Source organism: Kitasatospora sp. NPDC004289 (genome assembly GCF_053602875.1).
In genome coordinates this window covers 1-24,415 of sequence record NZ_JBSGEL010000055.1, presented here as the reverse complement: position 1 = coordinate 24,415, position 24,415 = coordinate 1, and the positions used below count along the sequence as shown (strand labels likewise).

17 protein-coding genes and 2 pseudogenes are annotated in these 24,415 nt (G+C 74.6%); 8 read left to right on the top strand and 11 right to left on the bottom strand.

Annotation, left to right across the window (positions count from 1 at the left end; all coding sequences use genetic code 11):
• The first annotated feature begins 70 nt into the window (after nucleotides 1-70).
• The 3 genes from ACWEPF_RS29515 (at nucleotide 71) to ACWEPF_RS29505 (ending at nucleotide 3,936) form a co-directional block, all read left to right on the top strand.
• Nucleotides 71-1,627, top strand: a complete 1,557-nt coding sequence (locus ACWEPF_RS29515; RefSeq protein ID WP_452174937.1) for a sugar ABC transporter ATP-binding protein — start codon at nucleotides 71-73, stop codon at nucleotides 1,625-1,627.
• Nucleotides 1,624-2,622: an ABC transporter permease gene (locus tag ACWEPF_RS29510; protein WP_452174936.1), complete on the top strand. Its 999-nt coding sequence runs from the start codon at nucleotides 1,624-1,626 to the stop codon at nucleotides 2,620-2,622. The genes ACWEPF_RS29515 and ACWEPF_RS29510 overlap by 4 nt, the downstream gene beginning before the upstream one ends.
• A gap of 252 nt (nucleotides 2,623-2,874) precedes the next feature.
• Nucleotides 2,875-3,936: a LacI family DNA-binding transcriptional regulator gene (locus tag ACWEPF_RS29505; RefSeq protein ID WP_452174935.1), complete on the top strand. Its 1,062-nt coding sequence runs from the start codon at nucleotides 2,875-2,877 to the stop codon at nucleotides 3,934-3,936.
• Between the two features lie 65 nt (nucleotides 3,937-4,001).
• On the opposite strand, the gene ACWEPF_RS29500 is transcribed toward ACWEPF_RS29505, so the two are convergent.
• Nucleotides 4,002-6,491 (bottom strand): RICIN domain-containing protein, encoded by a 2,490-nt coding sequence (locus ACWEPF_RS29500; RefSeq protein ID WP_452174934.1) that lies wholly within the window; start codon nucleotides 6,489-6,491, stop codon nucleotides 4,002-4,004.
• Nucleotides 6,492-6,570: 79 nt separating this feature from the next.
• Nucleotides 6,571-8,010, bottom strand: coding sequence for an RICIN domain-containing protein (locus tag ACWEPF_RS29495; RefSeq protein ID WP_452174933.1), 1,440 nt, complete (start codon nucleotides 8,008-8,010; stop codon nucleotides 6,571-6,573).
• Between the two features lie 495 nt (nucleotides 8,011-8,505).
• Between ACWEPF_RS29495 and ACWEPF_RS29490 the strand changes: the two genes are divergently transcribed.
• The 5 genes from ACWEPF_RS29490 to ACWEPF_RS29470 all read left to right on the top strand — a co-directional run bounded on the left by ACWEPF_RS29490 (nucleotide 8,506) and on the right by ACWEPF_RS29470 (nucleotide 12,170).
• A complete protein-coding gene (locus ACWEPF_RS29490; RefSeq protein WP_452174932.1) occupies nucleotides 8,506-9,375 on the top strand; it encodes an LLM class flavin-dependent oxidoreductase in 870 nt (289 codons plus the stop codon).
• Nucleotides 9,376-9,553: 178 nt separating this feature from the next.
• Entirely contained in the window at nucleotides 9,554-10,216 is a 663-nt protein-coding gene (locus tag ACWEPF_RS29485) for a hydrolase (RefSeq protein ID WP_449795662.1), read from the top strand.
• A gap of 5 nt (nucleotides 10,217-10,221) precedes the next feature.
• On the top strand, nucleotides 10,222-10,746 hold the full coding sequence (locus ACWEPF_RS29480; protein WP_452174931.1) for a DoxX family membrane protein: 525 nt from the start codon (nucleotides 10,222-10,224) through the stop codon (nucleotides 10,744-10,746).
• Between the two features lie 126 nt (nucleotides 10,747-10,872).
• Nucleotides 10,873-11,460, top strand: coding sequence for a Dps family protein (locus ACWEPF_RS29475; protein WP_452174930.1), 588 nt, complete (start codon nucleotides 10,873-10,875; stop codon nucleotides 11,458-11,460).
• Nucleotides 11,460-12,170, top strand: coding sequence for a GPR1/FUN34/YaaH family transporter (locus ACWEPF_RS29470; protein ID WP_452174929.1), 711 nt, complete (start codon nucleotides 11,460-11,462; stop codon nucleotides 12,168-12,170). The genes ACWEPF_RS29475 and ACWEPF_RS29470 overlap by 1 nt, the downstream gene beginning before the upstream one ends.
• A 46-nt stretch (nucleotides 12,171-12,216) precedes the next feature.
• Here ACWEPF_RS29470 and ACWEPF_RS29465 read toward each other — a convergent pair whose 3' ends face one another.
• From ACWEPF_RS29465 to ACWEPF_RS29425, 9 genes and pseudogenes are all read right to left on the bottom strand, one after another.
• Nucleotides 12,217-15,054, bottom strand: coding sequence for an AfsR/SARP family transcriptional regulator (locus ACWEPF_RS29465; protein ID WP_452174928.1), 2,838 nt, complete (start codon nucleotides 15,052-15,054; stop codon nucleotides 12,217-12,219).
• A gap of 132 nt (nucleotides 15,055-15,186) precedes the next feature.
• Nucleotides 15,187-18,144 (bottom strand): LuxR C-terminal-related transcriptional regulator, encoded by a 2,958-nt coding sequence (locus ACWEPF_RS29460; RefSeq protein WP_452174927.1) that lies wholly within the window; start codon nucleotides 18,142-18,144, stop codon nucleotides 15,187-15,189.
• A 131-nt stretch (nucleotides 18,145-18,275) separates the two neighbouring features.
• Complete coding sequence (locus tag ACWEPF_RS29455; RefSeq protein WP_452174926.1) at nucleotides 18,276-19,241, bottom strand: AraC-like ligand-binding domain-containing protein; 966 nt, start codon at nucleotides 19,239-19,241, stop codon at nucleotides 18,276-18,278.
• A gap of 169 nt (nucleotides 19,242-19,410) precedes the next feature.
• On the bottom strand, nucleotides 19,411-21,321 hold the full coding sequence (locus tag ACWEPF_RS29450) for an amidohydrolase (RefSeq protein ID WP_452174925.1): 1,911 nt from the start codon (nucleotides 21,319-21,321) through the stop codon (nucleotides 19,411-19,413).
• 34 nt (nucleotides 21,322-21,355) lie between these two features.
• Nucleotides 21,356-22,144 (bottom strand): alpha/beta fold hydrolase, encoded by a 789-nt coding sequence (locus ACWEPF_RS29445; RefSeq protein WP_452174924.1) that lies wholly within the window; start codon nucleotides 22,142-22,144, stop codon nucleotides 21,356-21,358.
• Between the two features lie 2 nt (nucleotides 22,145-22,146).
• A complete protein-coding gene (locus ACWEPF_RS29440; RefSeq protein ID WP_452174923.1) occupies nucleotides 22,147-22,569 on the bottom strand; it encodes an SsgA family sporulation/cell division regulator in 423 nt (140 codons plus the stop codon).
• Nucleotides 22,548-22,886: pseudogene (locus ACWEPF_RS29435) on the bottom strand (NAD(P)H-dependent oxidoreductase); the annotation flags it as partial. The gene ACWEPF_RS29440 and the pseudogene ACWEPF_RS29435, both read right to left, overlap by 22 nt.
• Before the next feature lie 35 nt (nucleotides 22,887-22,921).
• Nucleotides 22,922-23,047 (bottom strand): annotated as a pseudogene (locus ACWEPF_RS29430) (5,10-methylene tetrahydromethanopterin reductase); the annotation flags it as partial.
• A 111-nt stretch (nucleotides 23,048-23,158) separates the two neighbouring features.
• Nucleotides 23,159-23,995 carry an alpha/beta fold hydrolase gene (locus ACWEPF_RS29425; RefSeq protein WP_452174922.1) on the bottom strand — a complete coding sequence of 279 codons (837 nt, stop codon included), beginning with the start codon at nucleotides 23,993-23,995 and terminating at the stop codon, nucleotides 23,159-23,161.
• Nucleotides 23,996-24,415: the final 420 nt, after the last annotated feature.

Genomic DNA, 24,415 nt, shown 5'->3' with positions numbered 1-24,415 from the left:
GGCCGCGAGGCCCCCCGCCCGGCCGGAGGCGGCCGCCACCCTCCGAACCACCCCAACGAGGTGATCCGTCATGCCCGCAGCGCACTGCCCACCCGGCTCGGCGCCCCGGCCGCCCACCGCCGCCTCCGTCGTGGGGGTCACCAAGCGCTTCGGCCCGGTCCGGGCGCTGAGCGGCGTGACCCTGGACTTCCCGGCCGGCCGGGTCACGGCCCTGATGGGCGAGAACGGCGCCGGCAAGTCGACCCTGCTGAAGATCCTCACCGGGGACCACCAGCCCACCGAGGGCCACGTCGCCCTGGACGGCGTCCGGCTGGAGCTCGGCTCGCCGCAGCGGGCCAAGGCGGCCGGCATCCGGATCATCCCGCAGGAGCCGGAGATCATCCCGCACGTCTCGGTCGCCGAGAACGTCTACGCCGGCGCACTGCCCCGGCGGGCCGGCCGACTGCTGGACCGGGCCGGACTGCACCGGCGGGTGCGGGCCGACCTGGCGCGGATCGGCTTCGCCGACGTGCTCGACCCCGGCCTGCTCGGCTCTCAACTCACCCCGGCGCAGCGCCAGTTGGTGGAGATCATGCGGGCGGTCACCGGGGAGGCGAAGGTGATCGCCTTCGACGAGCCGACCTCCTCCCTCTCCGAGCACGAGGTGGACGCGCTGTTCGCCCTGATCCGGCGGCTGCGCGACCGGGGCATCGCGATCGTCTACGTCTCGCACCGGATGCAGGAGATCTTCCAACTCGCGGACCGGATCGCGGTGCTGCGCGACGGTCAGCTGGTCGGCGTGCAGGACGCCGCCGCCACCAGCGAGGGCGAGCTGGTGCGGCTGATGGTCGGCCGGGACCTGTCCGCGCTGTTCGTCCGCGGGTCCGCCGCCACCGACCGGGTGGTCCTGGAGGTCGACGGCGTCACCACCGACCACGTCCGCGACGTCGACCTGACGGTCCGGGCGGGCGAGGTGGTCGGCCTGGCCGGGCTGATCGGCGCCGGCCGCTCCGAGTTGGCCCTGGCCCTGGCCGGTGACCTGCCGATCCGTCGGGGCACCGTCACCGTGGACGGCGTGCGGCTGCGCCCCGGCCGCCCGGGCGAGGCGATCCGGGCCGGGCTCGGGCTGGCCCCCGAGGAGCGCAAGGCCCAGGCCCTGCTGCTGCACCGCTCGATCCGCGACAACACCTCGCTGGTGGTCCTCGACCGGCTGCGCCGCTGGCGGTTCGTCAGACGCCGCGCCGAGCGGGCGCTGGCCCAGGAGTACACCGACCGGCTGCGGGTGCGCACCCCCTCGATCGAGCACGAGGTGCGCAAGCTCTCCGGCGGCAACCAGCAGAAGGTGGTGCTGGCCCGCTGGCTGGCCCGCAAGCCCAAGCTGCTGATCCTGGACGAACCCACCCGCGGCATCGACATCGGCGCCAAGGCCGAGATCTACCGCATCATCGCCGACCTGGCCGCCGAGGGCGTCGCCCTGCTCGTCATCTCCTCCGAACTGCCCGAAGTCCTCGGCCTCGCCGACCGGATCGTGGTCATGCAGAACGGCCGCGTCACCGGGGAGCTCGACCGCACCGAGGCGTCCGAGGAAGCGATCCTCGCCCTCGCCATGGCCGACGACCTCGCCCCCACCCCAGGAGCCACCCCGTGACCACCACCGCCGTCCCCGTCCCGACCGTGCGCGCCCGGACCCGCCTCAACGGGCAGAACCTCAGCCTGGCCGGCGCCCTGGTGGTCGTCCTGGCGCTGTTCGGCGTCCTGAACGACAACTACCTCAGCCTGACCAACCTCCAGGTGATCGCCGAGGCCGCCACCATCACCGGCCTGCTGGCCGTCGTCCAGACCGTCGTCATCATCTGCGGCGGCCTGGACATCTCGGTCGGCTCCCAGGTGGGCATCGCCTCCGTGGTCTCCGCGATGGCCTTCACCGGCACCGGCTCCAACCCGCTGGCCGGCATGGCCGCGGCCCTCGCCGTCGGGCTGGTGGTCGGCCTCGTCAACGGCGCGGTCATCGTCTACGGCCGGGTCAACCCCACCATCGCCACCCTGGCCGGCCTCGCCGCCTACAAGGGCATCGCCCAGCTCCTGTCCGACGGACGGGCCCAGGGCTACGTCCTCAACGACGACGTGTTCGTCTTCCTCGGCCGCGGCAAGATCGCCGGGCTCCCCGTCATGGTCTGGCTCCTCGTCCTCACCGCCGTCGCCGTCCACCTGCTGCTCAAGTACACCGACGTCGGCCGCAACCTCTACGCCATCGGCGGCAACGACACCGCTGCCCGCCTCGCCGGCATCAACATCAACAAGTACCTGATCGCCGTCTACGCCCTGATCGGCGTGGTCGCCGCGGTGGCCGGCGTCCTGCTCACCGCCCGCACCGGAAGCGGACAGCCGGTCTCCGGCAGCGAGGGCCTCGAACTCAAGGCCATCACCGCCGCCGCACTCGGCGGCTGCGCCCTCAAGGGCGGCAAGGGCGGCGTCGGCGGCACCCTGCTCGCCGTCGCCCTGCTCGGCGCCCTGGAGAACGGCCTCACCGTCCAGGGCATCAACACCTTCTGGCAGAACGTCGCCCAGGGCGCCCTGCTCGTCGTCGCCGTCGTCATCCAGCAGCACCGCAGCGGCGAACGCGCCATCGGCCTCCCGGCCTGACCCCACGGACCTCCGCTCCGGGGCGGGTCGCACAGGGCCGCCGCAGGGCCGCGGCGGCCCGGCCCGGCCGGGAACGGCAGGGCGGCAGGCCGCCGAGGGTCGGCCGGGCCGTCACGGGCTGCCGGTCTCCACCGTCCCCACCGGGGAGGGGAGACCGGCAGCCCACTTTCGCGTTCCTCCTGCGTACCCTCTTTCGAGGGACGGGTGGCCCGCCGCTACCATGTTCACGCAGCCACGCGAGGAAGGACCGGTATGGATCAACGTGCGACGCCCGGCGCCACGTCCAAGGGCAAGCAGCGCCCGCCCTCCCAGGCCGATGTCGCCGCCCTGGCCGGAGTCTCCTCCCAGACCGTCTCCCGCGTGGCCAACCACCGCTCCAACGTCGAGCCCGAGACCCGCGACCGGGTGCTGTCCGCGATGCGGCTGCTCGGCTACCAGCGCAACAGCGCGGCCCGGGCCCTCACCCTGGGCCGCTTCCACGTGCTCGGCGTGGTCGCCTTCGACATCGCGGCCCAGGGCAACGCCCGTACGCTGGCCGCCATCTCGCACGCCGCCCAGGCCGCCGGCTACTCGGTGAACGTGGTCTGCGCCGAGGAGCAGACCGAGGACGCCGTCCAGCAGGCCGTCCGCCAGCTGACCGACCAGGCGGTGGACGGCCTGGTGGTGATCGAGGCCCAGATTCTCGACCGGCGGGGCTTCAACGTCTCCTCCGGCGTCCCGGTGGTGGTCGCCGACGGCGACCCGGAGCGCCGCTTCTCCTCGGTGGACACCGACCAGGCCGCCGGGGCGACCGCCGCCACCCGGCACCTGCTGGACCTCGGCCACCGCACCGTCTGGCACATCGGCGGGCCGCAGGACTCGTACGCCGCGCGCCGCCGCGCCGCCGCCTGGCACGCCACGCTCAAGGCCGCGGGCGCCCCGGTGCCGCCGCTGGAGCTGGGCGACTGGACCGCCGCCTCCGGCTACCGGATCGGCAAGGCGCTGGCCGAGCGCCCGGAGGTCACCGCGGTCTTCGCCGCCAACGACCACATGGCGCTCGGCCTGATGCTCGCCCTGCGCGAGGCCGGCCGCCGGGTGCCGGAGGACGTCAGTGTGGTCGGCTTCGACGACGGGCCCGAATCCGCCTTCTTCGCACCGCCGTTGAGCACCGTCCGGCAGGACTTCGAGGAGGTCGGCCGCCAGTGCGTGCGTCTGCTCCTCGACCAGATCGACGCCCCGGCCGGTGAGCGCCCCGAGACCCGGCTGATCTCGGTGACCCCCGAGCTGGTCGTCCGGTCGAGCTCCGCCCGTCCGCCCGCCGGCCCGCCGGCCTGATGGCATGACGAACGGCGCACCTCCCGCCGGAGGTGCGCCGTTCTCGTTCCCGCGGTCGGGACGGGTCAGCCGAGCTGGATCTGCTGACCGGTCCCACCGGTGCAGGGCCGCTGCACCAGCTGGGCCCCGTCGGCGGGTGAACTCCCCGCCACGTCCAGGCACTTGCCGCTGTGACGGGCCATCAGGGTGACGTAGCCGGTGGCGGTCGTCCGCACCGACCACTCCTGGTTCCGGGCTCCGGAGCAGGTGTACTGGACCACCGGGGCGTCGTCCACCAGGGCCTCGCCGGCCACGTCCAGGCACTGCCCGGCGTTCCGCCCGGCCACCGTGACGTAGCCGGGGCTGCTCGGGCGCAGGGACCACTGCTGGCTGGTCGCCGAGCCGCAGGTCTGCTGCACCACCACCGCACCGGGCACCGTCGAACCGCCCTGCACGGCCACGCACTTGGCGCTCTGCCGCAGCCGCAGGGTCTTCCAGGCGTCGGGGGCGGCGCCGCGCAGCTGCCAGAGCTGGTTGGCGCCGGTGGTCGGCTGGTAGACCCCGACCGGGGCGCCGTCGTGGGTGGCCGCGCCGGAGACGTCGAGCAGCAGGCCGGTGGCGCCGTTGACCACAGTGCGGCGGCCGTCGCCGGTGTCGGAGAGCAGCCAGAGCTGCCGGTCGGAACCGCCGGCCGAGGCGAAGCCCAGGGCGCCGGCGGTGGAGACGGTCAGCGCCTTGCCGTTCTTGGCGTTGGTGATCCGGTAGCTCGCGGTGCTGTTCCAGCCGCCGGCCGCCTTGGTGAAGGTCCAGCGCTGCGCGGCGTCCGTGCTGTCGGGTGTCCGCTGGACCGGCGCGGCCTGGCTGGTGGTGCCCGCCGAGAGGGCCAACCCGCTCTGCTCGCCGATCAGTTGGCGCACGGTGCCGGTGGGTGCGGTGGCCGCCGAGGGATCGACGCCGGTGGCGCCGGGGATGACGAAGGTGGTCACCGAGGCCGGGCCGACCGTGACGGTGAGGGTCTTGGCGGCGGTGGTGGTCAGGTCCGCCTCGCGCTGCACCTCCTTGGTCGCGTCGGTGGTGTACCGCTGGACGGGGACGGAGCCGTCGACGGTCTGGAAGCCGCCGAGGTCGAGGGTGACGGTCTGCGGGGCACCGGTGGTGTTGGTGTGGACCGCGACCGCGCCGGCCCCGCCGGGCCGCAGGGCGGCCAGGGTGTCGGCGGAGTCGGTGTTGATCACCCGTGCGCCGGGGCGGACGAAGCGGCTGTAGTTGGCCATCGCCCAGTACTTCTTGTTCCTGCGGACCGGCTCGGCGGCCGGGTCGGCGGCGCCCAGGTCGACCTGGATCAGGCCCCAGTTGGAGTTCTCCCGGCCGGGCGCCATGTTGGCGTAGTCCTCGACCGCCTGCCACAACACCCAGGAGCTGGGCTCCAGTTCGCGCAGGTCGCCGTTGATCCGCCGGGCCAGGTCGAGGCCCGGCGCCATGTCTGTGAAGCTCTGCGGCCCGCTGCCGCCCAGGTCCACCTCGGACATCCAGAGCGGCTTCCCGGAGCCCTTGGCGATGTCGCGGACGCCGGAGCGGCCACCGGTGCTGTAGGTGTGGGTGTTGAGCTTGCCGACGGTCGCGCGGACCGCGGGGGCGTAGGAGTTCCAGTCCTCCCGGAACAGGTTCGGGTCGGTCTCGTCCATCGCCGACACCGGGGTGCTCAGGCCGGCGCCGTTCAGGGCGGTGCGCAGGCTGGAGATCATGTGCGCCTGGGACTCCTGGCTCCAGTGCGAGCCCTCCTGCCGCCCGTACGCGCCCCAGTAGTTCGTCCCGGGCTCGTTCATCGGCGACAGCGCGCCGAAGGTGACGCCGGTGCTCGCCTGCACCCGCTGGACCGCGCCGGCCAGGTAGGCGGCGAAGCGGTCGTACTGGTCGGCCCGGAGGTTGTCCTCCCAGCTGTTGTACGCGCCGGAGACCACGCCGCTGCGGGTCATGAAGTACGGCGCGGAGTTGGAGAAGGCCTCGAAGGTGTCCGCACCCCGGGCCTTGGCGGCCTGGAGCCACCAGTTCTGGTTCGGATCCGCGGCGTCGTTCCAGTGCGCCGGGTCGTTCGGGTTCCACCAGTCCGCCGGCTCCGTCCAGCCCGCGGTGCCGCCGGACGGCGGGCCGTAGGCGGCGGGGCGCTTCCAGTGGCCGGGCACGGCGGCGCCCGGGCGCAGGTAGGGCTGGGTCTCGGGGCTGTCCCCGCCGCCGATGTTGTACCGGGCGACGGTGAAGCCGAGGCCGTCGGCGCCGTAGAGGGCGTCGGCCAGTTCGGTGCGCTTGGCCTCGGGCCAGCCGCCGGTGACCTCGGCGAACCAGGCGAGCGAGGTGCCCCAGCCCTGGAACGGGGCCTGCTGGTACGACGGGTCCAGCCGGACGGTGACCCGGGCGGCCGCCTCCCCGGCAGCGGCGGCGGGCGGCGCGGTGAGCGGGCCGGCCAGCAGGGCGGCGGCCGTGGCGAGGGCGGCGCCGAGGGTCGTGCGGCCCGGGGCGGTGCGGGCCCGGGCGGTGCGGACGGCCCGGTGGGCGGAGGGGGGTTGACGGAGAGTCACGGGAGCTCCCTGGAGGTCGGGCAGGCAGGGGGACGCCCCTCCGCCGGGCGGGGCCGGAGGGGCGTCGGGGGAGGGGGCGTCAGGCGGCGGTGCGCTGCCACTGCTGGTTGGTGCCGGTGCCGCAGGTCCACTGCTCCAGCGCGGTGCCGTTGGCGGTGGACTGGTTGGTGACGTCCAGGCACCGGCCGCTGTGCCGGGCGATCAGGCGGACCCAGCCGGTGGAGCCGCTGACCTTCTGCACCTGCCACTGCTGGGAGGTCTGGCCGGAGCAGGTGTTCTGCACGACGAGCGCGCCGTTGGCGGTGGATCCGCCGGCCACGTCCAGGCACCTGCCGCTGTGCCGGGCCATGATCTGGACGTAGCCGGTGCCGAGGTTCTTCAGCCAGAAGTCCTGGTTGGCGCCGTTGCCGCAGTTCCACTGGATGAGCTGCGCGGACGGGGCGAAGGAGTAGTCGCCGACGTCGGCGCACTTGCCGCTCTGACGACCGGTCAGGCCCTCCCAGGTGACGTTCATCCCGGCCACCGTGCCGGTGGCGGTGTCGACGGTGAGCTGGGGCGAGTAGTCCATGGCCAGGGTGGTGTCGGTGGGGAAGCGCAGCGGCGCCCAGACGTACTGGGAGTCGTTGACCGTGCCGCCCATGGAGTTGCCCCAGCGGTCGCCCAGGTAGAGGTAGCCGGTGCCGTTGGTGCCCTGGACGGGGAGGACGTACGCGGTCTGGCTGCCGTAGGTGACGCCGTCGCCGAGGTCGCTCAGGCCGCTCCAGGCGCCGGTGATGCTGGTCGCGGTGCCGTACTTCTGCTGGTTGGGGGACCAGCCGGTCGCCCAGGAGGTGACCAGGAAGTACACGCCGTTGCGCTTGAACATCGCCGGCGCCTCACGGGACTGGCCTGCCCAGAGCTTCTGGACCTGGGCGTCGACGGCGGTGTAGTCGGGGGTGAGGCGGTAGACGTGGAGGTCGGCGTTCTCGTTGGCGGCGGAGATCATGTAGCCGGTGCCGTCGTCGTCGACGAAGGTGGTGATGTCGCGGGACATCTCGCCGAGGGGGCGGAAGCTGCCGTGCCAGGTGTAGTCGCCGTCGATGGTGTCGGAGACGGCGACGGCGGCGCGGGCCTCGCCGTAGTCCTGGCTGTTCTCCTTGTGCATCCACATCACGAACGTGCCGGTGGCGGCGTTGTACATCACCTTGGGGCGTTCGATGTTGGCGGAGGCGAGTTCGGGGTCGGTGGCCTGGGTGAGGACGTGGTTGCGGAACTCCCAGGTCTTGAGGTCGGTGGAGCGGTAGGCCGAGACGTAGCGGAAGGTGTTGTCGGCGTTCCGGTCCTCTCCGAACCAGTAGTAGAACTGACCGACCTTCACCACTCCGCCGCCGTGGGCGTGCACCGGATTGCCGGTGGTGTCGGCGAACTGCGTCGCGTTGGTGATGGTCACGGTCGCGGCCCGGGCGGCGCCGAAGCCGCCCAGCAGGGGAAGGGCCACCGCCAGTAGGGCGGTGCACAGCAACGATCTCAAACGTGGCATCTCGTCAGACCTTCGCGTTCTGCGATGCGACGCACTCCGAGCTGGCTGCGCAAACACGTGAGGGGCGTGCTGTGAGCGGCTTCCGGGAGTGGTCTTCTGCCACCTCACCGCGGCGGGCCGGCCGGGGCGGGGCGCACTCTGCGCGTGCATCGTGGGTGGGGGAGGATGCGGAACCGTTGGGGCAGCACGGCAGCGAAGGCGTCAACTATCCTGGCTCATGGAAGAATTGTCGCGGCATCGGCAACCACGGAAGGGTGACCCCAGGGTGAGCGGGGGGCGGGGTCGGTCTTCCGGCGGCCCGGGCCGCCCGCCCGGAAGCTCCGGACGGACGGCCACGGCTGACCGCCCGTCAGCGCCCGTCCGCCCGTCCCGGCATGTTGGCGCAAACAAGTGGTCGCCCCAGAGTCTCGGAGGATCGAATGGCAGTGTCAAGGCCCTGCGCGGACTTTCGGAGCTACCGGGCGGTCGGCGGAGCCTGCGGTAGCTTGGCCCCGCATGACAGCCTTTCGCATCGGCGTGGTGTACGACCGCTCCTGGGATCCGGCCGAACTTCCCTCCTTCGCCCGGGAGGTGGAGGCACTGGGGGTGGACGATCTGTGGGGCGTCGAGGACCTGGGGTGGAACGGCGGAATCTCGGCCGCCGCGGTGGCCCTCGGTGCGACCCGACGGCTTCGGGTCGGCCTCGGGATCGCCCCGGCCCCCCTGCGCAGCCCCGCGCTCCTGGCGATGGAGGCGGCCACCCTGGCCAGGGTCTTCCCCGGCCGGTTCGTCGCCGGGATCGGTCACGGCGTACGGGAGTGGATGCGGCAGGCCGGGGTGGCCCCGCGCTCGCCACTGGCGCTGCTGGAGGAGACGCTGACCGCGGTGCGCGGCCTGCTGCGCGGCGAACGCGTCACCGTGGAGGGCCGTGAACTCCGGCTCGACGGTCTGGAGTTGGTCCACCCCCCGGCCGCCGACGCGGTCCCACCGGTGATCGCGGGCGTGGTCTCGCCCAAGTCCCTGGAACTGGCGGGCCGGGCCGCCCAGGGAACCCTGGTGGCCGAGGGCCACGGCCCGGACGACCTGCGAGCGGTCCGGGCCGCCGCCGAACGCGGCGGGGCCACCGCCGACCACACGGTGACCGTGTTCACCTTCGTCGGCGTGGGAGAGGCGGCGGCACCCGCCCTGCGCGAGGCCGTCGCCGGCCATGCGCAGTGGCTGGGGCGCGAGGAGTCGGCGACCTTCGCGGCCGGCGGCACGGCGACGGAGGCGGCCACGGCCCTGCGCACCCTCGGCGACGCGGGCGCCGGGACGGTGGTGCTGCGGTTCTGCGGCCCCGAACCGCTCGGACAGCTCCGCGCGGTCCTGACGGCCCTCGCGACCTGAGGGCTCCGTCGGCCGCCCCGGTACGGCCCTCGCGCCGCCCCCGCCGCACTCCGTGCACTGTCGTGCAAGGTCCTGGGCGTGAACGGAGAAACCGGGTGGCAGGACCGGTCGTAGCTTCGGGACCTGCCCGGCCGCGGAGACGGCCGGGCGCCACCCCGACCGTTCCGAGAGGACACCCATGTTCGACCCTGCCCAGGTGACGGCCGCCCCGAGCGCGGACCTGCTGACCCCCGACAACGCCGTCATGCTCTTCGTCGACCACCAGCCGCAGATGTTCTTCGGCACCGGCAGCGGCGACCGCGCCGCGATCGTCAACGCCACGACGGGCCTCGCCAAGGCGGCCCGGGCCTTCGGCGTGCCGGCCGTGCTCACCACCGTCGCCGCCGAGTCCTTCTCCGGCCCGCTGCTGCCGCAGCTCGCCGAGGTCTTCCCGGACCAGCAGCCCATCGACCGGACGACCATGAACGCCTGGGAGGACGAGGCGCTCGTGGCGGCGGTCAAGGCCACCGGCCGGCGGAAGATCGTCCTGTCGGGCCTGTGGACCGAGGTCTGCCTGGTGCTGCCCGCCCTCTCCGCACTCGGCCAGGGCTACGAGGTGTACGTCGTCTCCGACGCCTCCGGCGGCGTCAGCCCCGCCGCCCACGAGCACGCGATCCAGCGGATGGTGGCCGCCGGCGCGGTGCCGGTGACCTGGGTCCAGGTGCTGCTGGAGCTCCAGCGCGACTGGGCCCGTCAGGAGACCTACGGCGCCGTCATGGAGATCGTCAAGGCCCACGCCGGCGCCTACGGCCTCGGCGTCGTGTACGCGCAGAGCCTGCTCGGCGCGCACGCCGCGGGCTGACGCCCGTGGACACCGGCATTCTGATCCTCCGTCTGCTGACGGGGCTGCTGATCGCCGGCCACGGCGTGCAGAAGGTCAGCCCGCACCTCGGGGGCAAGGGCCTGGACGGCGGCGCGGCGGAGTTCCGCGCCGACGGCTTCCGCGGCGGCGTCCTCACCGCCCTGGCGGCCGGCGGTGGGCAGATCGGCTCCGGTCTGCTGCTCGCCGCCGGTCTGCTCACGCCGCTCGCCGCGACCGGGGCCGTCGGCGTCATGACCGTCGCCCTGACCGTGAAGTGGCCCAACGGCCTCTGGGTGCAGAACGACGGGTACGAGTACCCGCTCGTCCTGATCGGGACCGCCGCCGCCCTCGCCGCCACCGGCCCCGGCGCCTGGTCCCTCGACGCGGCCCTCGGCCTCGCGCCCTACCCGGCCTGGTGGGCCGCCGTCGCCCTCGCGGCCGGGCTCGGCAGCGGCCTGCTCACCCGCCTCGTCCTGCACGCCCGGCCCGCCCCGGCGGTGCCGCCCGGCGCAGCCCCCGGCGGCCGCTGAGCGGGAGCCGCTCGCCCGGCCCCCGTCCGGGGCCGCCGCGGACAGGACCCCGCGGCGGCCCCGGCCCCTCACCGTCCCCTACCGCCCTACCGGCCCCCTACCGCCCTCACCGACGGGAACACTCGCTTGGACACCACACCCACCACCCCGCCCGCGCCCGGCGGCGGCCAGCCGCTGCTCCGTCAGAAGGGCGCCGAGACCCAGGCGTTCGGCACGCTGAAGCAGCTGCCGATCGGCCTCGGGCACGACACCCGCGCGTACTCCTGCCAGCGGCTGAACCGCGTGCTGGCCGACACGCAGGTGCTCCACTCCCTCTACAAGAAGCACCACTGGCTCATGCGCGGAGCGACCTTCTACGCGCTCCACCTGATGCTCGACCGGCACGCCGAGGCGCAGTTGGCCGTCGTCGACTCGCTGGCCGAACGCGTCCAGAGCCTCGGGGGCGTCGCGGTCGGAGACCCGCGCCACGTGGCGGAACTGACGGCCGTTCCGCGGCCGCCGAACGGCGTGGAGCCCGTCCCCGCCATGCTGTCGCGGCTGCTCGACGCGCACGAGCGGATCCTGGTCGACGCCCGGGACGCCGCCGCCCGGACCGCTGCGGAGGGCGACGAGGGCACCGCCGACCTGCTGGTCTCGGAGGTCATCCGCACCGGTGAGGCACAGGTCTGGTTCCTGGCCGAGCACCTGGTGGACACCCCGTTGGTGCGGGTCTGATGGCCGCCGAGGCCGCCGGATCCGCCGGGGCCGCAGCTCTGCGGCGCCACGAACCGGACCTCCGCTCGATGACCCGGATCACCCTGCGCCCGATGGCCTCGCCCATGCCGCTGGGCTTCTTCACCGTCGCCATCGCCTCCGCGATGACGGCCTGCCTCCAGCTCGGGATCTTCGAGAGCGAGGCCCGCCGGGCGGTCGCCCTCTGCGTGCTGCCGGCCTTCGCGCTGCAACTCCTGGTCAGCATCCTGGCGTTCAGCGCCCGGGACGTGATCGCGGCGACCCTGATGGGGGTCTTCGCGGGCAGCTGGCTGGCGTACGCGCTGGTCCTGTTCAGCGGCGCGGCCGACGGTCCGCGCGTGCTCGGCGTCTTCAACCTGGCGTTCCTGTGCTTCGGGGCGCTGATGGTCGCGGTGACGGGACCCAAGCTCGCGCTGCGGCTGGTGCTGGTGGCCTCCCTGCCGCGGTGGGCCGCCACCGGCGTGGCGGGTCTCACCGATGCGGAGTGGCTGACCCGGGTGTCCGGGGTCCTCGGCCTGGTGGTGGCGCTGGTGTCGACCTACGCGGCCTTCGCCCTGATGCTGGAGGACATGCGCGGCGAGGAGGTCCTGCCCCTGGGCCGCAGCGGTCCCGCCCGCACGGCGGTCGAGGGCGACCTCGCGGTGCAGCTGCGCAACCTGGAGCGCCAGGCGGGTGTGCGCCGGACGCTCTGAGGAGTGCGGATCGCAGGCCCTACGGGCGGCGGAAGGTGACGGACGGTCAGTCCGGGACCGCCGCCGCCTTGGCGCGCAGGTCGGCGGCGTCCGCGTGCCCGAGCGCGGTGAGCAGATCGGCCGCGCGGTGCCAGTCGGCGCGCGCCCGGTCGCGGTCGCCGAGCGCCAGCCAGGTGCCGGCCAGGTGGTCGAGGACCTCCGCCTGGTTGTACTCGTCCGCCGCGTCGGCGTAGCCGTCGAGGGCCCGCCGGTAGCACTCCACGGCCTGCCGGTGGCGGCCCAGGTGGTGGTGGGCGTAGCCGATGCTGTCCCAGGTGGCCGCCTCACTGCGGCGGTTGCCGTTGGCCCGGAAGACCGGCAGGGCCTGCTCGCAGTGGAGGATCGCCTCCTCGTGCTCGCCCAGCAGCGTGTGGTACCAGCCGACGGCGTTGAGCTCCCTGGCGATCTTGTTGCGGGTCGCCCCGTCGTCGCCGAGGGCCCGGAACAGGGCCAGCGCCCGCCGGGAGTGGAGCAGCGCCTCGCGGTGCCGCCCCTGGCGCCCGCGCACCCAGCCGGTGCTGCGCTCGACGGCCGCCTGCATGGTGACCGGAAGGGTCGCCAACCGGTCGGTCAGCAGCCGCAGTTGGGCGTCGGCCTCGGCGTGGTGGCCGCTCAGCGCGTAGGAGCGGGCCAGCGAGAGCCGGGCCCGGACCACCTCGTCGGGCGGGCCGGCCGCGGCCGGTGCGCCGAGGGCGGTGCGGAGGATCTCGATCTCGTCCTGCGCCCAGCCCTGTTGGGAGGTGTGGAGCTGGCTGGTGAAGGCGAGGCTCCAGATCCGGCGCGGATGCTCCTCGCCGGGTACGGAGCGGAGCAGGGCCAGGATGCTGCGGAACTCGGCCCCGTACCAGGCGGTGCCGGCCGCCCGGTCGTCGAAGGCGAGCACCACGGTGCCCGGCGCGGTCGGCTCCAGGTCGACCTCCTCCCGGCGGGTGGAGACCGCGTCGTTCGCGGCGGCGGCGGAGTGCGCGTAGTGGTCGAGCAGCCGCCCGAGGGCGGCCGTCCGGTCGTCCCCGGTCTCGGCCACCAGGCCGGCGGCGTAGGCGCGCAGCAGGTCGTGGAGCGCGTAGCGGTCGCGGGAGTGCTCGGTGAGCATGTTCGCCTCGCACAGCTCCCTGGCCAGCGCGCGGGTGCGGTCGGGCGGCAGGGCCGCGGCGCTGGCCGCCGAGGCGAGCGAGACCTCGGCGCCGGGGTGCAGGGAGAGCAGGCGGAAGAGCCGGGCGGCGTCCGGGGTCAGCGCCCGGTACGACCAGGCGAACACGGCCCGCAGGTCGGTGTCGGGGTCGTCGAGGCCGAGTGCGGTCAACCGGTCGGCGACCGGGGCGAGTTCGGCCGCCACGCCGGCCAGCGTCAGGCCGGGGCTGAGCACCACCCGGGCCGCGGCTATGGAGACCGCCAGCGGCAGTCCGCCGCAGGCCGCCAGGACGGCCTCGACCGCGGCGGGCTCGGCCGCGAGCCGCTCCGGGCCGAGCCGGGCGGCCAGCAGTGCACGGGCCTGCGCCGTGGTGAGCCGGTCCACCGGTACGGCCAGGGCGCCGTCGTGGACGACGAGCGAGCTCATCCGGTTGCGGCTGGTCACCAGCACCAGGCAGCCCGGGGTGCCGGGGAGCAGCCACCGCACCTGCTCGGCGTCGCGGGCGTTGTCGAGGAGCAGCAGCAGGCGCCGTCCGGCGACCGCGGCGCGGAAGCGCGCGGCCCGCATCGTGAGGTCCTCGTTCCTGCCCTCCACGGCGGTCTCGCCGAGCGCGACCAGCAGCACGGCCAGCGCCTCGGCCGGGTCCAGCGGAGGGCTGCCCGGGTCGAAGCCGCGCAGGTTGAGGTAGAGGCGCCCGTCGGGGAACCGGTCGGCGACCTGGCGGGCCCAGTGCACGGCCAGCGCGGTCTTGCCGACGCCTCCCATGCCGGCCACCGCGGTGATCACCACGGCGGCGGACGGTCCAGCCACCCGGGCCAGCGTCCGGGTCAACGCCTCGGCGAGCTCCGGGCGTTCGGTGAAACCCGGCACGGGCAGCGGGAGGGTGTCCGGCCCGACGGTGGCCGTCGGCGGGGTGGCCGTCGGCGCGGTGGCCTCGACGCGGGCGGGGGCCTCCGGTTCGCGCAGTGCCTCCTGGTGGGCTGCTCCCAGGACGGCGGACGGACCGACGCCCAGCTCCTCGGCCAGCCGTCGGCGCACCTCCTCGAACAGGGCCAGCGCCTCGGCCCGGCGGCCGACGGACGTCAGCCCGTGGATCACCGCGGCGTGCAGGGGTTCGTCGAACGGCGCGCTCCGCGCGACGTCGATCACCGCGGCCAGCACGGTGGCGGCGTCCCCGGCGTCGGTGGCGGCGGTCATCACCTCGGTGGCGGCGGCGACCCGGGCCCGCTCGGCCGCCGCGAAGTGCGGCCGGGCCAGGGCGTTCCGGTCCAGGCCGGCTAGCAGCGGCCGCCGCACCAGCTCCGCCAGCTCACGCCGGCCCTCGCTCGCCTCGGGGCCCTCGCCCCGTGCCCGGGCCGGCAGTTCGTCGAGGAGCGTGAGGTCGTCCCCGGCGCCCGAGGTGTCGAGCCGGTACCCGGACGGGGCGGGGAGCAGCCACGACCCGGCCGCGCGGGCCGGCAGCCCGGGCTCCAGCAGGCGGCGCAACTGGCCGACGTGGCGGTGCAGTTGGTTCACCGCCGTGGACGGCGGGTGCTCGCCCCAGACGAGATCGACCAGCTCGGAGGTGCCGAGCCCGCAGGTGCGGGCCACCAGCAGGGCCGCGAGCACGGTGTGACGGTGCGGCGGACCGATCTCCAGGGGAGTGCCGTCGCGCTGGACCTGCAGACCCCCGAAGACCCGGAACCGCACTGCCGTCCGCCCCTGCCCGTTCATGGCATCAAACTAACCCGCGGGTAGGGCCGGGACCAAAGTCACCCAAAAGGTGACGACGGACACGCCTCCGCCCGGGTCTGACGCACCCTCATGAACGCGGGCGACAGGTTCGGCGGCGGGTCGGGCGGTGGGTCAGGCGGCGGTGGCGAGCAGTGCGGCGAGGTGCGTCCGGGAGGTGACGTTCAGCTTGGGGAAGACCCGGTGCAGGTGCCAGCCGACGGTGCGCGGGGAGAGCAGCAGCCGGTCCCCGATCTCCCGGTTGGTCATGCCCGAGGCGGCCAGCTGGGCGATCGTCAGTTCCTGTGCGGACAGCCGCTCGGTGAGGACACCGCCCTGCTGCCCCCGGTCGACACCGGTCGCGCGCAGTTCACGGCCGGCGATCTCCCGCCAGGCGGCGGCCCCCAGCACCTCGAAGGTGTGGCAGGCCTCCCGCAGCAGCGGCCGGGCCAGGCGCGGACGTCGGTCCCGGCGCAGCCACATGCCGTAGGCGAGCTCCACCCGGGCGCGCGGCCACGGCCACTGACGGGGCGTGATCCGCAGGGCGCGCTCGAACAGTTCCTCGGCGTCCGGGCCTTCGGCCAGGAGGGCCCTGGCCTGCGCCAGGTTGACGGCGGTGGACAGCGGCAGCCCGTGCCCGTCGCCGTACCCGGCGATCAGCTCGCGTGCGTCCTCGCCGTCGCCGGAGCGGACGGCGGCCTCGGCCAGGTAGCAGAGGGTGCGGCGCTGCGAGGCGAGGTGGTGGGAGGGCGAGCCGGGCTCGAAGACGGGGCGCAGGGTCTGGTAGGCGCCGGCCGGGTCGTCCGAGTCGAACAGGGCGATACTGCGGGCCAGCCGCAGGGTCGCCAGCACCGCGCCGACGCTGCGGCCGGCGGCGACCCGCTCGACGGCCGCGATGTCGGCGGCCGAACCGGCGAGGTCCCCGCGGAAGGCGAGCAGCACCGCACGGGTGGCCCGGGCCCGGATCGACCACAGCTGCTGGCCCCCGGCCTCGGCGAGGGCGAACGCCTCCTCGTTCACGGCGTGGGCGATGTCCCAGTCCCCGACCACCACGGCGGCCTGCGCGTGCTGGGCCTGGACCTGCGCGAGCAGGCCGGTGCGGCCGTCGGCCCGCAGCAGCCGGGCCGAGCGGGCCAACAGGTCCCCGGCCCAGCCGGGTTCACCCACCGTCAGAGCGGCGGTGCCGAGCAGCCGCAGGGTCTCGGGGTCGGTGGTCGGGGTGGTGGTGTCGAGTGGCCGGAGGTCTTGGGTGTCGGTGGGGGTGGCCGGGCCGGTGGGCAGTGTTTCGGCGATCCGGGTGCGGGCCTCGCCGGCGGCGACGGTTGCTCGGGCGAGCGGGCCGGTGCGGCTGTCGGCCCGCCGCGGCTGAGCCGAGGGGGTCGACAGGTCGCCGGTCGAGCCGGGCTCACTCACCGTCAGGGCGGCAGTGCCGGGCAGCCGGAGGGTCTCGGGGTCGGTGGTCGGGGTGGCGGTGCCGAGTGGCCGGAGGTCTTGGGTGTCGGTGGGGGTGGCCGGGCCGGCGGACAGTGCTTCGGCGATCCGGGCGCGGGCCTCGCCGGGGGCGACGGCTGCCTGGGCGAGCAGGTGGCGCGCGTCGTGTTCGGAGCCGGCCAGGGCGAGGAGGCAGGTGGTGACCGCTTCCTGGGCCCGGGGGTCCCGGTCGGCCCAGGCCGCTGCCTCGGTGGCGCCGGCCAGGACGTCCAGCGCGGCCTCGCGGCGGCCCGCCCGGGCCAGTCGGGACGCCAGTTCGGCGCGCTCGGCGAGGCTTCGGGCGCCGCGTTCGGGCCGTCCGGTGAACCGGGTGCGCAGGTTGTCGGCGAGGATCTGCTGCTCCAGGTCCGGGCCGAGCCGTTCGGCCCGGACGAGCAGCCGTTCGGCCAGCTCGGACCGGTCGAGCTCGAAGGCGGTCCGGGCGGCCCGGACCAGCCGACGGGCCCGGTCCGCCGGCGCGGGGGAGAGACGGGCGGCGAGCTCCAGCCGACGCAGCGCCTCGACCGGCTCGTGGCGGCGCAGGGCCTCGGCGGCCGAGGCCTCCAGGGGCCGGGCCACCGCCTCGTCCGGATGGACAGCGCCCTGGGCGGCGTACCAGGCCGTCAGGTACGGATCGGCGGCGGTCCGGGCGAGCGCGGCGTGGGCGGCGAGCAGCGCGGGAGCGCTCGCGTGCTGCCGGACGGCGGCGCGCGCGAGGTCCGACCGGAAGCGGACCCGTCCGTCGGCGACCCGCAGGAGCCCGTGCCCGGCCGCCGGGCCGAGGGTGTCGAGTCCGACCTCGCGCCCGGTCAGCACCCGGGCGGCGGTGAGGACGTCGGCGAGCCCGTCGGTGCGCTGGAGGGCCGCCAGCAGGACGACGCCGGCGGCGTCCTCCGGCAGCTCGGCCAGGCCGGGCGCGACCGAACGGCTCAGACGGTCCGTCAGCGGGGGGAACGGCCGCAGCAGTTCCTCCGCCGGGGCCTCCGCCGCCGTCCGCCAGGCCGACGGCAGCTCCCGCAGGGCGAGCGGGTTCCCGTCGGCGTCCCGCAGGATCCGCCGCCGCAGGCCCTCGTCCTCGACCCCCGCCGCCCGGACCAGTTCGTCCGCCCGGGCCTCGTCGAGCGGGTGCAGCACCAGCTCGGCCATCCCCTCCGGGGCGGGCCCGCCGAGCAGCAGCACGGCCGCCGCGGAGGGGAGCTCGCGCGCCAGGTCGGCCAGGCAGCGCAGGGACGGTCCGTCCAGGAACCGCGCGTCGTCGAGGCAGATCAGGAGCGGCCTGCGGCAGGCGTCGATCAGCCGGAAGAGTTCGGCGGCCGAGACGGGCGGCGCACCCGCCGTGCCGAAGGCGGGGGAGGAGAAGGCCGGACCCGAGGCCCGGAACAGCCGGTCCCGCAGCGCCCGCACGGCCGCGCCGGGCACGCCGGCCCCGGCGGGCGGCACGGCCGCCTCGATCACCAGGAAGCCGCGGCGCCTGGCCGAGGCCACCGCCTCCCGCAGCACGGTGCTGACCCCGCAACCCCGGTCCCCCGTGACGGCCAGGGCGGCCCCCGCCGTCCGGACCGACTCCAGCATCTCCAGGACGGTGTCCCGCTCCCGCTCCTCGTTGGCTGACCGCACGGTCACCTCCCGCTCTCCGTTACGCCTCGGAGCGTACGAGGGGGCCAGTGACTTCTGACTGACCGTCAGAAACCGCGGTCGGTCACTGGGCCCCGCCGCCGCCCCCACGGCCGGCTCGGCCCGCCCCCACGGCCGGCTCAGGCCGCCTCCGCCAACCCCTCCCGGCCGCCGCGCCACTCGCGCGGCGGCATGCCGTAGGCGGTGCGGAAGACCCGGCTGAAGTGCGCGGGGCTGACGAAGCCCCACCGCTGCGCCACCGAGGAGACCGTCGCGGCCCCGGGGCGCCGGGCGAGCTCCCGCGCGCACATCTCCAGCCGGCGGCGCTGGATCCAGCGGGCCACGGTGGTCTCCTCGCCCTGGAACAGCTTGTGCAGGTAACGCACCGACACGTGGTGGGCGGCCGCTATCCGTTCGGGGGAGAGGTCCGGATCGCCGAGGTGCCGGACCGCGTAGTCCTTGATCCGCGCGACCAGTGCCCCGGCGGCCTCCGGTGCCGCCGGCCGCAGGCTCCCCGCGCGCTCCTGCACGAGCAGGGCGAGCAGGTCGACGGCGGTGTCCGCGAGCCGGCCGCCCGCGTACGGGTCGAGGCTGTCGGCGTCGCGCGCCAGCCTCCGCAGGTACGAGGTGACCAGGCCGGCCGAGCCGGACCCGGCGGTGAACGGGGTGGCGACGACGCTCCGCAGGTCGTCGTCGTGGACGTGCAGGGCGGTGCGCGGCAGGTGGTAGGCCGTGAAGTCGAACGGGTCCGGGTACTCCTTGGTGAACGGGCGGCTGGAGTCCCACACGGTGAACTCGCCCGGGCCGATCCGGGCCTCCTTCCCGTCCTGGCACAGGATTCCGCGACCCCGGTGGTGCACGGTCACGGTGATCCAGCCCTCGCCGCCCGCCGCGATGGTGCGCCGGGTGCGGCTGGCGACCTGCGGTCCGGCGGTCGCCCGGGTGATCTGGACGGCGCCCAGCCGGTCGGTGCTGAGCAGGCCGGCGCTCGGCACCGGTTCGAGGAGTCTGACCTCCAGGGGGACGAAGGTCCGCGCGACCGCGTCGTGCCAGAACTCCGCGCGTTCGGCGGGTGAGAGTGGTTCGGTGGAATGCGTGGTGGGCACAGGCGTTCCTTCCTCGTGCTGTGCCGGTACTGCTGCTCTGCTCCAGCCTCGCTGAAAGCGCTCTCACGCCGCTCCTGTCATGTGACCGGAGAGTTGGCGGATCCTGGATGCGCGGGAACGACGAAGCTCCCCGCGCCGCGGAGCGGAGCGGGGAGCTGTGAGCGGTGGCTCAGAAGAAGCAGGGGTCGTCGAGAGGGTGGCCGTCGCCCTGGCCCGGGATTCGGTGGCCGCGGGCCGCGCGCCAGGCGAGCTGTTCGCCGGAGTCGGCCGCCGCCTCGGTGAGCCGTTCGGCCTGCCGGACGCCGGACAGGCTCGGTGCCGGAGTGCCCTGGTGGCCGCCGAAGCGGGCCACCGGACTCCAGGCCGGCGTCACCGCGGGCGGCTCGGGTGCGAGCCCCTCGTGCTCCCGGGTGCCGTGCACGATGCGGCCGCCCACCACGGTCAGCACCGACTCGATGTGCGGGATGTCCGCCTCCGGGACGGTGAAATAGTCCGCGCTGAGCACCGCGAGGTCGGCGTAACTGCCCACCCGCAGACGGCCCTTGACCTCCTCCTCGCCGGTCAGCCGGGCCCCGCCGAGGGTGTACAGATCCAGTGCCTCCTCGCGGCTCAGCCGGTTGGCGGCCGGGCGGAGGGCGCTTCCGCCGACGGACCGTCCGGAGACCAGCCAGTGCAGGGACACCCACGGGTTGTAGGAGGAGACCCGGGTGGCGTCGGTGCCGGCGGCCACCGTCAGTCCCCGGTCCAGCATCGCCCGCAGCGGCGGGGCCTCGGCGGCGGCCGCCGCGCCGTAGCGCCGGGCGAACGCCTCGCCCTGGAAGGACATCCGGTTCTGCACCGAGACCGCGCCGCCGAGTGCCGCGATCCGGTCCAGACTGGCGGGGGAGACCGTCTCGGCGTGGTCGAACAGCCACCGGTTGCCGCCCGGGAACAGGCCCTCCGCGGCCAGCCGCTCGAAGACCCGCAGGTCGCGGCGGATGGTCTCGTCGTAGCTCGCGTGCAGCCGGAAGCCCCACCCGTGCTCCATCAGCAGCCGCACCGCCTGCTCGAACCCGGCCTCGTACGGCCCGAGTTCGGGGCGCGGCTCGGAGAAGTTCTCGAAGTCGGCGGCCGCCCAGGTCAGGTTCTCACCGGCCCCGTTCAGGCGCAGCCACTCGTCACCGTCGCCGGGCTTCACGGTCTCCACCCAGCGCCGGAGGTCGTCCAGCTCCTGTCCGGCGGTCTGCGGGAACAGGTGGTAGGCGATCCGCAGCGTCAACTCCCCGGCGCGCGCCAGCTCGGTGACGGTCCCGTAGTTCTCCGGGAAGCTCTGGAAGCCGCCCGCCGCGTCGATCGCCGAGGTCAGCCCGAAGCGGTTGAGCTCGCGCAGGAAGTGCCGGGTCGAGGCGGCCCGGTCGGCTTCGTCCAGGGTCGGCGCCTTGGCCAGCGTGGAGTAGAGCAGCAGCGCGCCCGGGGCGGCCAGCAGCAGGCCGGTCGGCTCGCCGTCGTGCCCGCGCACGATCTGCCCGCCGGCCGGGTCGGCGCTGTCCCGCCCGAAGCCCGCGGCCCGCAGTGCCGCCCGGTTGAGCAGCGCCGACTGGTAGAGGTGCAGGACGAACACGGGGGTGTCGGGGGCGGCGGCGTTCAGCTCGGCCAGGGTGGGCAGGCGGCGCTCGGCGAACTGGTCGGCGGACCAGCCGCCCACCACCCGCACCCACTGCCCCGGCGGAGTGCGCTCGGCCTGGGCGCGCAGCATGGCCAGCGCCTGACGCAGCGTCGGGACGCCGTCCCAGCGCAGCTCCAGCACGTAGTTGAGGCCGCCCCGGATCACGTGCAGGTGCGAGTCGTTGAGCCCGGGGACGGCCCGCCGCCCCAGCGCGTCGACCACCCGGGTCCGCGGACCGACCTGCGGCAGCACGTCGGCGTCCTCGCCGACCGCGGTGATCAGGCCGTCCCGGACCGCGACCGCACTCGCCCGCGGACGCCGCGGGTCGCCGGTGTGGACCCGGGCGTTGCGCACCACCAGGTCGGCGGCCCGGGGGCCGGAGCCGTCGGTGGGCGGCGGGCCGGGACGGATCCCGGCGACGGGCATGCTCGACATGTGAACTCGCTTTCGGTGAACGGAAGTTGTGCGGTCACTCGCCGACGAAGGCGAGCAACTCCTGGTTGACCTCGGCCGCGTGCGTCCAGATCAGCCCGTGCGGGGCGCCCTCGACCACCACCAGGCGCGCGCCCGCGATGGCCTCCGCCAGCGGGACGGCGGTCGAGCGCAGCGGCAGCGCGCGGTCGGCCCCGCCGTGGACGATCAGGACGGGGACGCGGATCCTCGGCAGGTCCGCGCCGAACTCGGCGAGGCCCGTCCGGCCGTGCCCGGCGGTGGCGCTGCCCGCCGCGGCCGAGACGCCGACGTTCCAGCTGTACTGGACGACCCGGTCGCTCACCGGCCCGCCCCCGAGCAGGTCGACGCCGTACAGCTCGGCCAGGTGGCCGGCGACGAAGAGCGGAAGGTCGGCACGGACGCCGCCGCTCTCCGGGGGGAACGGCGGCAGCGCACCGAGCAGCACGGCCCTGGCCACCCGCCCCGACCCGTAGCTGCCGAGGTAGCGGGTGACCTCGCCGCTGCCCATGGAGAAGCCGACCAGCACCGCCTCCCGCAGGTCGAGGGTCTCCAGCACGGCGTGCAGGTCGGCCGCGAGGGTGTCGTAGTCGTAGCCGGAGGACGGCTTGTCGGAGGCGCCGAAGCCGCGGCGGTCGTAGGTGATCACCCGGTGGCCCGCAGCCAGCAGCGCGGCCTCCTGCAGCTCCCAGGACGCGCCGTTGAGCGGCCACCCGTGGATCAGCACGACCGGCCGGCCGCTGCCGTGGTCCTCGTAGTACAGGCGGACGGCGCCCGCGTGCCCGCCGCCGGCCGAGAGGAAGGGCACGGTCAGTCGTTCCTGATGCCCTGGGTGAGGATTCCGGCCAGCGCCCGGTCCAGTTCCGCCGGTGCGGTGCCTCGCCACCGCTCCTCCGCCGACCGGGTCCGGGACACCAGGTCCCGTACGTGGGCGGACGCGATCCTGACGACGCACCAGGTGGCCTCCGAGACCAGCTCGACGTCCGTCGCGTGGTCGCCGTGCGGACGGACCCGCACGTCCCCCTCTCCGGTCGGCAGGAGGAGCCCGGTGGCCAGCAGGTCGCGGCCGAACACCCAGGTGGCCATCGGCGCCGTGTCCTCGGGGGAGAAGAGGTCCATTCGCACCGCCAGCGCGTCGTCCATCGAGTGGCGAAGGCGGACCGAGACGTCGTACCACGCGTGGGCCGCCGTCATCAGTCCGGCGTCCACGGTCATGTCCAGGGGTGGCTGCATGGTGAAGTTCCTTTCGGGCCCGATCGGACCGGTGACCCGTCCTGACGGAGCCTCAGTCGAAGCGCAGGTCCGCGAGGCCCCGTTCGAGGGCCGCGATCTCGTCCTCCGGCCGCGCCCCAGTCGGAGGTCGCCGCGTAGACGGCGGTCGGCACGACCGTGGCGCGCAGGTACGCGAAGAGCGGCCGCAACGCGTGCTCCAGGACCAGGGAGTGACGGGGTGTCCCGCCCGTGGCCGCGACCAGCACCGGCTTCCCGGCGAGCGCGTCCGGCGCGATCACGTCGAAGAAGGACTTGAACAGCCCGCTGTAGGAGGAGGACGGGGTGCTCAGCCCGGACGAGACGACGACCAGCCTCATTCCCCCGCCACCTCCCGCGCGGCCGCCGCGGCCGCGACCCTCGCCGCGTGCGTCGGAGCCTCCGGCACGTCCGCCGGGCGCCCGAGCGCGAACTCCTTGCGCAGCACCGGCACGACCTGCTTCCGTTCGGTCGGACTCTCGGCGCGTCTCTCGTGCCCCCGGCGCGCGCGACGGCCCGCGGCAGCGGGTCCTCCTGCCGCGGGCCGTCGCGCCGCTACCTCAGGGGGTGGGGCTCACTTCGCCAGGAAGGTGAGCAGCGCCTCGTTGACCTCCGCGGCGTGGGTCCACAGCAGACCGTGCGGCGCGCCCTCGATCTCGACGTAGTCGGCGGACGGCAGCGCCTTGCGGAACGGACGCGCGGTGCCCTCGGCCGGGAGGATGCGGTCGGCCGTGCCGTGCAGGATCAGCGCCGGCACGTCGACGGCCGGGATGTCGGCGCGGAAGTCGGTGTACCAGGTGGCCGGCGCGGCCGAGGCCGCGAACGAGCCGCCGCCGGCCGCGGTGTTCCAGCTGTTGCGGACGGCCTCCTCGCTGATCCGGGTGCCCAGGTTCTCGTCGAGGTTGTAGAAGTCGTTGAAGAACGCGGTGTAGTAGGCGTACCGGTCGGCCTTCACCGAGGCCACGATCCCGTCGAAGAACTCCTTCGGTGCGACCCCGTCCGGGTTGTCCTCGCTCTTCAGCAGGCACGGCTCCAGCGAGGCCAGGAACGCGACCTTCCCCACCCGCGCCGACCCGTACCGCGCCACGTAGCGCGCGACCTCACCCGTCCCCATCGAGAAGCCCACCAGCACGGCGTCGTCCAGGTCCAGGGTCTCCATCACCACGTTCAGGTCGGCGGCGAAGGTGTCGTAGTCGTACCCGGTCGTCACCTGCGACGACTGCCCGAACCCCCGGCGGTCGTACGTGATGACCCGGTAGCCGGCCTCCAGCAGCGCCGCGCTCTGCAGCTCCCACGAGTGCCCGTCCAGCGGGAAGCCGTGGATCAGCACCACCGGCCGGCCGCTCCCGTGGTCCTCGTAGTACAGCTCGACGGCGGTGGTGTTCTCGTGTCCCACGGTGATGAACGGCATGGGGGTTCTCCTCGCTCGGTCCGGATCCGCCCGCAACCTCGCTGCGGCACGGCATGCCGTCACGCTAGGGCGCGGGCCCCGCCGGCTCTTGTCGGGCGGCGCCCGCGTCCTTGCCTCCCCGCGCAGGACCCGTACCGCCCGATCAGCGCGGACCTCCACCGATGCCGTCAAGGAATCCTTGACAGATCATCTTCGTCAAGATTTCATTGACACATGGTCACCTCCTCGAACCCCGCGTCCCCGTCCGCTCCCGCCCTGGCACCGCTGCTGGTGGTCGGGCTCGTCCTGGTCCCGGCCCTGATCGGCCGGGTCGGCACCGCACTGTCCCTTCAAGGGCCTCGACCTGCCCGGGAAGGTGCACGCCACCTTCCTGCGCGGCACCGCCACGGTGCTCGCCGGGGCCCTGACCGAGCTGGGTGA